The following is a 9,956-nucleotide window of genomic DNA, read 5'->3' as shown; positions in this document are numbered from 1 at the left end:
CGGATTGCATCGAAGATGCAATCCGGGTGAGGGGGGACTCTCCACGAGTCCAACTTTCACCGTCCCCGCCGAGACTCCCCCTCACCCTAACCCTCTCCCGCAAGCGGGGCGAGGGGATCAGCAGCAGCGTTTGTTGTGAGAGCATGTCCCAAACCGATCTTGAAATCGTCGTCGACGATCCGACCGCGCCCGAAGACGACTCGCCCTCCGTCGCTTCCTCCGGCACGATCGAGATTGCCGTCTGTCTGCTCCTGCTCGCGCTGGCGGCAACGCTCGGCTACGACAATTGGCGCACCGGCGCCTCCTGGGATGCAACCGGGCCCGAGCCCGGCTATTTCCCGTTCTACCTCTCCGTCATCCTCGGGGGCGGCAGCCTCTACGGACTGATCGTGGCGCTGGTCGCGCACCGCAAGGCGGCTGAGACCTTTGTCACGCGGGCGCAGGCGCGCCGCGTGATGGCGGTGTTCGTGCCGACGCTGCTGTTCTGCGTGGCGACGCAGTTCCTCGGTCTCTATGTCGCGAGCTTCCTGCTGATCGCCAGCTTCATGCGCCTCGTCGGCAAGATCGCGCTGTGGAAGTCGCTGCTTACCGCCTTCCTGTTCACGGCGATCATGTTCGTCACTTTCGACATCGCCTTCGACGTCATCATGCCGAAAGGGCCGCTCGAAGCGGCCTTCGGCCACTAGGCGGACCCGCGATGGAAGCTCTCGGTCTCTTGCTTCACGGCTTCGCCGTCCTGCTGACGTGGAAGACGCTTGCGCTGATGATGGTTGGGCTCGTGCTCGGCATCTTCGTCGGCGTGCTGCCCGGGCTCGGCGGCCCCAACGGCGTCGCGATCCTGCTGCCGCTGACCTTCACGATGGATCCGACCTCGGCGATCGTGATGCTGTCCTGCATCTACTGGGGGGCGCTGTTCGGCGGCGCGATCACTTCGATCCTGTTCAACATTCCAGGCGAGGCTTGGTCGGTCGCGACCACCTTCGATGGCTACCCGATGGCGCAGCAGGGCAGGGCGGCGGAGGCCTTGACCGCCGCGTTCACGTCCTCCTTCATCGGTTCGCTGGTCGCAGTGCTCTTGATCACCTTCCTCGCGCCGATGATCTCGTCCTTTGCGCTGAAGTTCGGCCCGCCCGAGTTCTTCGCGGTGTATCTCCTGACCTTCTGCTCCTTTGTCGGCCTCGGGCGCGAGGCCAAGCACAAGACTGTTATCTCGATGTCGCTCGGGCTGCTGCTCGCCGGTATCGGCATGGACACGGTGTCGGGTAATCTGCGCATGACGTTCGGCTCGTCCGAACTCTTGCGCGGCATCAATTTCCTCGTCGCCGTCATCGGCCTGTTCGGCATCAGCGAGATCCTGCTGACGATGGAGGAACGGCTGGCGCTGCGTGGGCATGCCGCGAGCATTTCGCTCCGCGTTGTGCTCGGCGTCTGGAAGGACCTGCCGAAATACTGGGCGACGCTGCTGCGCTCCTCCTTCATCGGCTGCTGGCTCGGCATCACCCCGGGCGGCGCGATCGCGGCGTCCTTCATGGGCTACAATCTGGCCAAGCGTTTCTCCAAGGATCCCGAGAGTTTTGGCAAGGGCCGCATCGAGGGCGTGTTCGCGCCGGAGACGGCGGCGCATGCCTCCGGCACAGCGGCGCTGCTGCCGATGCTGGCGCTCGGCATCCCCGGTTCGGGCACGGCCGCGATCCTGCTCGGGGGCCTGATGGTGTGGGGACTCAATCCGGGCCCGCTGCTGTTCGTCGAGCACAAGGATTTCGTCTGGGGCCTGATCGCCTCGATGTATCTCGGCAATGTGGTCGGCCTCGTGCTGGTGCTGACGACGGTGCCGATCTTCGCCTCGATCCTGCGCGTGCCCTTCGCCGCGGTGGCGCCGATGATCGTGGTATCCTGCGCGATCGGCGCCTATGCGATCCAGAACGCGATGTTCGACATCTGGCTGATGCTCGGCTTCGGCGTCGTCGGCTACGTCTTCAAGAAGATCGGCATTCCGCTGGCGCCGTTCACTTTGGCACTCGTGCTCGGCAACCGCGCCGAGGACGCCTTCCGCCTGTCGATGATCGGCTCCGGCGGCGACCTCAAGGTGTTCTGGTCGAACGGCCTGGTCGGCTCGATTACGACACTGGCGATCGTGCTGCTGTTCTGGCCGGTGATCGATGGTTTGCTCGCCCGTGTCGGTTTGACGCAGCGGACCGGGACGACATCGCGTTAGGGCCGCGGATAATATCTTTTTGATATCAATCGTATAGCGAGGCGGTGGTGTTCTGCTCCGGACACCCACCCCAGCTCGATTGTTTCCGGATGTTGCTGACGCGGCACAGCCCTTGGGCGCCCCCCGAGCGTATATTTTCATCACAAAATTGTGCGGAGGGGGAAATTTCCATGAAGCGGATCGTGATTGGAATGGCAGCGGCGATGTCGCTGTTCGCAACGGGCGCAATGGCTGCTGATCTCGCGGCTCGGCCCTACGTCAAGGCACCAGTCATGGTCGATCCGGTCTGGAGCTGGACCGGCTTTTATGTCGGCGGCAATGGCGGCTATAGCTGGGGCCGCTCGCGCACCGACGTCACCTACAACAACACGGCGACCGGTGCGGTGATCGCGCCTCCGGCCGGCTCCGTCACCAACGCCTCGTTCGACATGAACGGCGGCATCGCCGGCGGCCAGGCCGGCTACAACTGGCAGAGCGCCAATTGGGTGTTCGGCGTCGAGGGTGACATTCAGTGGTCGGACGAGAAGGGCCGCGCCGTTTATAATTGCGGCGGCGTCGCACCTGCCGGCGGACCTTGTCTTCCCGGCCTGACCTTCCTTCCGGCCGGCGCCGGTGCCGGCACCACGCTGACGATCGACCAGAAGCTGCAATGGTTCGGCACCGTCCGCGGCCGCGTCGGCATCCTGGCGACCCCGAAGGTGCTGTTCTACGGCACCGGCGGCGTGGCCTTCGGCGAGATCAAGACCACCGGCACCATGACCGGCTTCACGCCCGCCGGTGTCGCGATCGGCTCGGTCGGCTCGACCTCGGACACACGCGTCGGCTGGACCGCTGGCGCGGGTGTCGAAGGCAAGATCACCCAGAACTGGAGCGCCAAGCTCGAATATCTCTACATGGATCTCGGCCGCTTCTCGTCCGGTCCGTTCACGCTCGCGCCGGCCTCCGCGATCGCCGCCAACGTCTCGTCGCGCTTCACCGACCACATCCTGCGTGCGGGCATCAACTACCAGTTCGGCGGCCCGGTGGTCGCGAAGTACTGAGATCAACAAAGCATCAACAAGAAGCAAAGCCCGGCCTCGCGCCGGGCTTTGTCGTTTCCGCCTGACCTTTCATCGGCAGAGAACCGCCGTCGCATCACGCGCCATCCTCCGATCGACTGACCTTCGAATGCAGGACGCGTAACGAAAAACTCTTCCCTAGTGTCGCGGCACTGAATCGCCTGCGCGTCTCGCGAGCAGGTGTAACGCCGTTTATCGAGGGAAGATTGATGACACGAACTTTGCTGGTTGCGGCTGCGATCGGAATGCTGCTCGCACCGCGTGCTTTCGCCGCTGATCTGGCGGTGCCGCATGTCTACACCAAGGCACCGCAAGCGGCCGTAGACCCCACCTACAATTGGAGCGGCTTCTACGCCGGGCTCAATATCGGTTACGGCTGGGGCCGCTCGGCGACCAGCGCGGATTTCGTCGACAGCGGAGGCGGTGCGCTGCTCAGCTCGAGCGCCGGCAAATTCGATCTCAACGGCGTCACCGGCGGCGGACAGATCGGCTACAATTGGCAGCGCGATATGTTCGTGGTCGGCTTCGAGGCCGATTTCCAGGGCAGCGGTCAGAAGGGCAGCTTCGATGCGCTGTGCGCCGGCGCGCCGGCAGGCTTGCAGGACGGCGTCTGCACGCCGGGCCATCGCGGCGACAACACGTTCGATCCCGCGCTGCCCGTCGCCTTCAATCTCACCCAGAAGCTCGATTGGTTCGGCACCGTGCGCGGCCGGCTCGGCCTCGCCGTGACGCCGCGCGTGCTGTTCTACGGCACCGGCGGTCTCGCCTATGGCCGTGTCTCCACGTCGGGCAGTGTGAGCGCGATCAATGTCAGCGGCTCCCCGGGCTCCGGCGACAACTTAGCGTTCACGCCTGTCGCTGCGAGCTTCAACAGCAGCACGGTCAAGGTCGGCTGGAGCGCAGGAGCCGGCATCGAAGGCGCCTTCGCCGACAATTGGAGCGCAAAGCTCGAATATCTCTATGTCGATCTCGGCACCGCCTCGGGCTCGCTCGCGACGCCCGTGATCGCCCTCAGCGGCGCACCTTTGGTCGTCGGCTATCGGTCGCACATCACCGACAACATCCTGCGCTTGGGCGTGAACTACCGTTTCAACGGCACTTGAGCGGCGGCATCGCGCAGAACGTCTGCGAGTTGAAAGCGCGGCGGTGACGCCGGGCTTTCCGTTATTTTATCGTGAAAAGTCAGAGCCGGTGACACTTTCCCTCGCTTGTCAGCGACGTTGATCGGGATCAGAGTACAAGCGTAGATAGAAGTTTATTGATCTGATTTTTTTGGAGAACGTCATGACCGTTGAGCATTATCGTGCCCGGAAGGGCGAGGAGATTTCACACGCGGCCGCTGCTGTGGCTGCCGGAGGCTACACGATCGAAATTCAGTTCCTGGGCGGGCTGACGCCTAAGCAGAAGGCCGCCTTCAAGCTTGCTGCGAACCGGTGGACACACGCCATCGTCGGCGATCTGCCTGACGTCATGGTCGGCGGCGAGAGGATCAACAATCTGCGTATCACCGCGCAGGGCACCGAGATCGACGGCCCCGGGAATGTTCTCGGCCAGGCGGGGCCGAACCGCTTGCGCCCGAAGAATGCCGGAGCCGCTGCGTTCCTGCCGGCGACAGGCGACATGCAGTTCGATACGGCCGATCTCGCGGCGATGGAAGCGGACGGCACCCTGAACGACGTCATCACGCACGAGATGGGACATGTGATCGGCATCGGGACGATCTGGACGAACAAGAAATTGTTGAAGGGGGCTCACACGAGCAATCCGACATTCAACGGCCCCCACGCCATGCACGAATACGGCAAGCTCCGCAATTCCAAGTCGCCGCTGCCTGTTCCCGTCGAAAACACGGGCGGTGAGGGGACGGTGGACTCGCATTGGCGCGACACCGTGTTCGGCGCAGAGCTGATGACCGGCTTCGTCAATGAGGGCGGCAATCCGATGAGCCGTGTGACGATCGCCAGCTTGCAGGATCTCGGCTATCAGGTGAACATGGACGTTGCCCAGGCGTATCAGCTGCCTGATCATCTCCATATGGCTGAGGCGGGGCTCGTTGCCGCGCATGCTGAAAAGGCAAGAGGCATCGTGCTCCGGCGGATTCCGATTACGTTGCCCGAGGAAAGCCTTGGTAGTTGAAGCCTTGGTACAAGGCCACCGCTTTGCCAGGCAGGGCTCTGCCTGGCAAGGTTCTGCCTGAAGGCTCCTCGCGAATTCAGGGATAGCGGATCATGGAGGGCATGAAGCGACCGGAAGCGATTGTGCTTCCAGATTCGTCACTGATCCCGTCGGACTGTCTGATCTCGCCGCCGCCCAACCAGTTCACCCACGAGCTGGCGAGATCGCAGCCCTTCTATGCCGCGCAGGGCGCGCCGAGCGAACCACCGACCGGACAGTTCGAGGCGGGAGCCAAGGTCGTGCTGCTCTACCATGACGGCGGAGAACTTTGTCGGGTCGTCGATGCCGCCGGCCGTTACGTCGGCACACGCTTCGACGGTTTGCGCAAGCTGTAGACGACAGCGCAAGCCGTGCGACCAATCACGATGCGTATGACGACAGGGATTTTGAGAGGGCCACTGCCGCGACGCAATCGCCTCCTCACACCACCTTGGCGTCCTTGAGCCCTGCGATCTCGTCGGCGCCGAAACCGAACTCCTTCAGCACCTCGTCGGTCTGCTCGCCGAATTCCGGCGGCCGCGCCACCATCTTGCTCGGCGTGCGCGACAGCGTCACGGGTTGGCCGACCAGGCGGATGTGGCGATCCTCGTCGTTCGGCACGTCCTGCGCGATGCCGAGATGCTTGACCTGCGCGTCCTCGAACATCTGGTCGATGGCGTAGATCGGCCCGCAGGGCACGCCGGCGTCGTTGAACTCGCGGACCCAGGTCTCGGTCGACTTCGTCAGCGTGCGCTCCTCGATCTTGGCGTTGAGCGCGTCGCGGTTCTTGGAGCGGGCAGGGGCCGTCGCATAATCGGGATGGCTGTACAGCTCCGGGGAGCCGATCGCCTGCGCGCAGCGTTCCCAGATCCGCCCGCCGGTGGTGGCGATGTTGATGTAGCCGTCCGAGGTTTTGAACACGCCGGTCGGGATGCTGGTCGGATGGTTGTTGCCGGCCTGCTTGGCGACCTCCTTCTCCATCAGCCAGCGCGCGGCCTGGAAGTCGAGCATGAAGATCTGAGCCTGGAGCAGCGAGGTCTGTACCCACTGGCCCTTGTCCGAGACCTCGCGCTCGAGCAGCGCGGTGAGGATGCCCATGGCGCAGAACAGGCCGGCGGTGAGGTCGGCAACGGGGATGCCGACCCGCATCGGACCTTCGCCCGGCGCGCCGGTGATCGACATCAGCCCGCCCATGCCCTGCGCGATCTGATCGAAGCCCGGCCGCTTGTGGTAGGGGCCGTCCTGGCCGAAGCCGGAGATGCTGCCATAGACGATGCCGGGGTTGACCGCGGCGAGGCTCTCATAGTCGATGCCCAGCTTTTTCTTGACGTCGGGCCGGAAGTTCTCGACCACGACGTCGGCCTTGGCGGCGAGGCGCTTGAACACGGCGAGCCCGCGCTCGTCCTTGAGGTTCAGCGTCATCGCCCGCTTGTTGCGGTGCAAATTCTGAAAGTCGGACCCCCGCCGCGGCCCACCCGGCTGCTCGCCGCCAGAATCCTCGGTGAGCGCGTCGATCTTGATCACGGTAGCGCCCCAGTCCGCGAGCTGCCGCACGCAGGTCGGCCCGGACCGGACGCGGGTCAGATCGAGCACGGTGAAGCGCGACAGGGCTTCGGAGGCATGCGGAAAGGGCATCGTGAAAGGCTCCGGGACAGATTGCGGGCCTACCATAAAGCCGAAACATCATGCGGCAAGTCTCGGCCGGCGCGGATGCCGCCTGTCGAAATGCGGTGCCTGACTTTGGGGCTGGCCCAGCGTGGTTTTGCCTGGCGCGGCTTGCTGCGTTGCGTCAATGGGATCAGCGCGGCAGGCGCTTCAACTCGGCGCGCGCCTGCTCGGCGAGCGGGTCATCACCATGGCGCGCAATGAAGAGATCGAACGCCTCCCGCGTTCCCTTGCGGCGGGCGGCCTCATATTCCTCGGCGACCGCGGCGGAGGGATCGCGGGCCACTGGCATGGAGGGGGCGCGTCCCGCTTTAACACATTTCTTGGCGCTGTCGTCAGCCTTGGCTTTCCCGACCATGACAGGTTGTTCTCCGAAGGGCAGATGGTCCGGTCCGGCGAGCACCGCCAGGACCCCGATCAGACTGGTTGCAAATGGGCCTAATTTCATGATTTTATTCACTTATCATATCCTTGGGCGAACCTGCCTCTCGCCCTGACCCGTATGGCCCATATGAATACCGACTTGGATGGCTAACACGGCCTTACGGAAGGGGGCGGCACGCCGATACCAAATTAAACCAAACGTATCACTCTCAAGCTAGAATCGCTTGCCAGAATCGCGCGTTAGCGCTGCTGCGGAGAGTCCATTGGCCACGTCCGTCACCATTAGTGCCACCAATAACGCCGACATCGACGGCCTGCTGTCGGGCTACAAATGGACCGGCGCGATCACCTACAGCTTCCCCGATTCCTCCAGCGACTACGCCAATCCCTATAGCGGTGGCAGCGGCGAGCCGACCACCTCTGGCTTCGCCTCGGCGCCGACCCAGATGCAGTCGGCGATCAACTACGCGATCGGACTGATCCTCGGCTACACCAACGCCAGCATCCAATATGCGGGCACCAACGGCGCCGACATCATGATCGCGCAGTCGCCCGCGGCCAACCCGACCTCCTACGCCTACTACCCCGGCAACTATGCGCCCGGCGGCGACGTCTGGTTCGGGACTCGTTACGATTACACGCAGGCCAAGCTCGGCAATTACTTTTTCACGACCGCGCTGCACGAACTCGGCCACGCCCTTGGCCTCAAGCACAGCCAGGAGACCGGCGGCCCCGCCAACGTCGCGGTGCCGAGCGCGCATGACGACAGCGAATACACCGTCATGAGCTATCGCAGCTATGTCGGCGCGTCGACGACCGCCGGCTACACCAATGAAACCTACGGATATTCGCAGACCTATATGGCCAACGATATCCTCGCGCTCCAGACGCTATATGGCGCGAACTACACGACCCAGAGCGGCAACACGATCTACACCTGGAGCACGACGACGGGGCAGGAGTTCATCAACGGCGTCGGGCAGCTTGCGCCCGGTGGCGGCGCCGGCGGCTCGGCCAACCGCATCTACGAGACGGTTTGGGACGGCAACGGCGTCGATACCTACGATTTGTCGAACTACACGACCAACCTGAACATCAATCTCAATCCCGGCGCATCGTCGGTGTTCTCCACCGTGCAGCTGGCCAATCTCGGCGACGGCCATTACGCCTCGGGCAACGTCTACAACGCCTATCTCTACAACGGCGACGCGCGCTCCTATATCGACAATGCCGCCGGCGGCTCCGGCAACGACACCATCCTTGGCAACGCCATCGCCAACGTGCTGAACGGCGGCTCCGGCAACGATACGATCACCGGTGGCGGCGGTAACGACACCATCATCGGCGGCGCCGGCACCGACACCGCGGTGTATTCGGGCAGCCGGTCGAACTACGGCATCACCTACAATTCGAGCACGCAGACGTTCACCTTCGTGGATCTGCGCTCCGGCTCGTCCGACGGCACCGATACCATCACGGGCGTGGAGAATTTCCAGTTTGCCGACACCACACTCTCCAGCACGACACTGATCGCCCAGGTCGGGAATCTCACCGTCGAGGCGATCGGCACGACCAGTTTGGTGCAGCTGAACGGCTACTACTACCTTAATCCGACCGCGGGCGGCACGGGTCCGACGCTCAAGGATTCCAGTGGCTCTGCGATTTCGGTCGGAACGTTGTCCGCACTCGTGCCGCTCGGCGCTGAGCAGGTCGGGAGCGGATATTACGTCGCTTGGAAGTCGGTCACTTACGACCAATACGTCGTCTGGAACGTCGACAGCAGCGGCACCCGGAGTGCGTTCGACGTCGCGTCCTACGTCTCCGGAACGAGCTATGCTCTGGAATCACTCGAGACCTCGTTCCATCAGGATCTCAACGGCGACGGCACCATCGGTGTCGTGACGACGGTAATCGAATCCGCCGGCGCCACCAGTCTCACGCAGGTCGCGAACAACTACTACTTCTATCAGTCCGGCGTGGGACCGGAGTTGAAGCGCGACATCGTTCCCGTCGTTGCCGGACAGTTTGCGCCGTTCGTGCCGATCGGCGTGGAGAAGACGTCGACCGGCTATGACCTCGCCTGGAAGGTGCCGGGCGCGGACCAGTACATCGTCTGGAACGTCGACAACAGCGGCAACTTCATTGCCAACCTGACCAGCATCGAGTCGGGAAACAGCAGCACGATGGAATCGTACGAGACGATCTTCCATCAGGATCTCAACGGCGACGGCTCCATCGGAGTTCCCGCAGCGAGCGCGACGAACGTCATCGAATCCGCGGGCTCGACGAGCCTGACCCAAATGGGGAGCAACTATTTCTTCTATGAGTCCGGCGCGGGCCCGGAGCTGATGCGCGGTGGCGCGGCGGTCGTCGCCGGTCAGTTCGCGCCGTTTGTGCCGATCGGCGTCGAGAAGACCTCGACCGGTTATGATCTCGCCTGGAAGGCCAGCGGTGCGGACCAGTACATTATCTGGAGCGTA

At 63.5% G+C, this 9,956-nt stretch carries 9 protein-coding genes; 7 read left to right on the top strand and 2 right to left on the bottom strand.

The genetic code is table 11. The features are described from left to right. Positions 1-143: 143 nt before the first annotated feature. From IVB29_RS22915 to IVB29_RS22890, 6 genes are all read left to right on the top strand, one after another. Positions 144-686, top strand: coding sequence for a tripartite tricarboxylate transporter TctB family protein (locus tag IVB29_RS22915; RefSeq protein WP_247505666.1), 543 nt, complete (start codon positions 144-146; stop codon positions 684-686). An 11-nt stretch (positions 687-697) separates the two neighbouring features. Next, on the top strand, positions 698-2,215 hold the full coding sequence (locus IVB29_RS22910; RefSeq protein WP_247505665.1) for a tripartite tricarboxylate transporter permease: 1,518 nt from the start codon (positions 698-700) through the stop codon (positions 2,213-2,215). A 170-nt stretch (positions 2,216-2,385) separates the two neighbouring features. Beyond that, the gene (locus IVB29_RS22905; RefSeq protein ID WP_247505664.1) at positions 2,386-3,255 is read left to right on the top strand and encodes an outer membrane protein; all 870 of its coding nucleotides are present in this window, start codon (positions 2,386-2,388) and stop codon (positions 3,253-3,255) included. A gap of 227 nt (positions 3,256-3,482) precedes the next feature. Next, positions 3,483-4,376 carry an outer membrane protein gene (locus tag IVB29_RS22900; RefSeq protein ID WP_247505663.1) on the top strand — a complete coding sequence of 298 codons (894 nt, stop codon included), beginning with the start codon at positions 3,483-3,485 and terminating at the stop codon, positions 4,374-4,376. Between the two features lie 181 nt (positions 4,377-4,557). Beyond that, entirely contained in the window at positions 4,558-5,409 is an 852-nt protein-coding gene (locus IVB29_RS22895; protein WP_247505662.1) for a leishmanolysin-related zinc metalloendopeptidase, read from the top strand. Between the two features lie 101 nt (positions 5,410-5,510). Continuing rightward, positions 5,511-5,783 (top strand): hypothetical protein, encoded by a 273-nt coding sequence (locus tag IVB29_RS22890; protein WP_247505661.1) that lies wholly within the window; start codon positions 5,511-5,513, stop codon positions 5,781-5,783. 85 nt (positions 5,784-5,868) lie between these two features. Here the strand turns inward: IVB29_RS22890 and IVB29_RS22885 are convergent, their stop codons facing one another. Continuing rightward, positions 5,869-7,062, bottom strand: coding sequence for a CoA transferase (locus IVB29_RS22885; RefSeq protein WP_247505660.1), 1,194 nt, complete (start codon positions 7,060-7,062; stop codon positions 5,869-5,871). 163 nt (positions 7,063-7,225) lie between these two features. Beyond that, positions 7,226-7,540: a hypothetical protein gene (locus tag IVB29_RS22880; protein WP_247505932.1), complete on the bottom strand. Its 315-nt coding sequence runs from the start codon at positions 7,538-7,540 to the stop codon at positions 7,226-7,228. A 199-nt stretch (positions 7,541-7,739) separates the two neighbouring features. Between IVB29_RS22880 and IVB29_RS22875 the strand changes: the two genes are divergently transcribed. Next, on the top strand, positions 7,740-9,956 hold a 2,217-nt coding region (locus tag IVB29_RS22875), incomplete at its 3' end, for a matrixin family metalloprotease (protein WP_247505659.1).

This window comes from Bradyrhizobium sp. 1, assembly GCF_023073315.1.
GTDB lineage: Bacteria > Pseudomonadota > Alphaproteobacteria > Rhizobiales > Xanthobacteraceae > Bradyrhizobium.
Note: the sequence above shows the minus strand (reverse complement) of the source record. Positions and strands in the feature narration are given on the sequence as shown.

Bases quoted from the DNA above. Each gene is read 5' to 3' on its own strand.
- IVB29_RS22900 (WP_247505663.1), top strand. From the start codon at position 3,483: ATGACACGAACTTTGCTGGTTGCGGCTGCGATCGGAATGCTGCTCGCA.
- IVB29_RS22910 (WP_247505665.1), top strand. From the start codon at position 698: ATGGAAGCTCTCGGTCTCTTGCTTCACGGCTTCGCCGTCCTGCTGACG.
- IVB29_RS22880 (WP_247505932.1), bottom strand. From the start codon at position 7,540: ATGAAATTAGGCCCATTTGCAACCAGTCTGATCGGGGTCCTGGCGGTG.
- IVB29_RS22915 (WP_247505666.1), top strand. From the start codon at position 144: ATGTCCCAAACCGATCTTGAAATCGTCGTCGACGATCCGACCGCGCCC.
- IVB29_RS22890 (WP_247505661.1), top strand. From the start codon at position 5,511: ATGAAGCGACCGGAAGCGATTGTGCTTCCAGATTCGTCACTGATCCCG.
- IVB29_RS22905 (WP_247505664.1), top strand. From the start codon at position 2,386: ATGAAGCGGATCGTGATTGGAATGGCAGCGGCGATGTCGCTGTTCGCA.
- IVB29_RS22885 (WP_247505660.1), bottom strand. From the start codon at position 7,062: ATGCCCTTTCCGCATGCCTCCGAAGCCCTGTCGCGCTTCACCGTGCTC.
- IVB29_RS22895 (WP_247505662.1), top strand. From the start codon at position 4,558: ATGACCGTTGAGCATTATCGTGCCCGGAAGGGCGAGGAGATTTCACAC.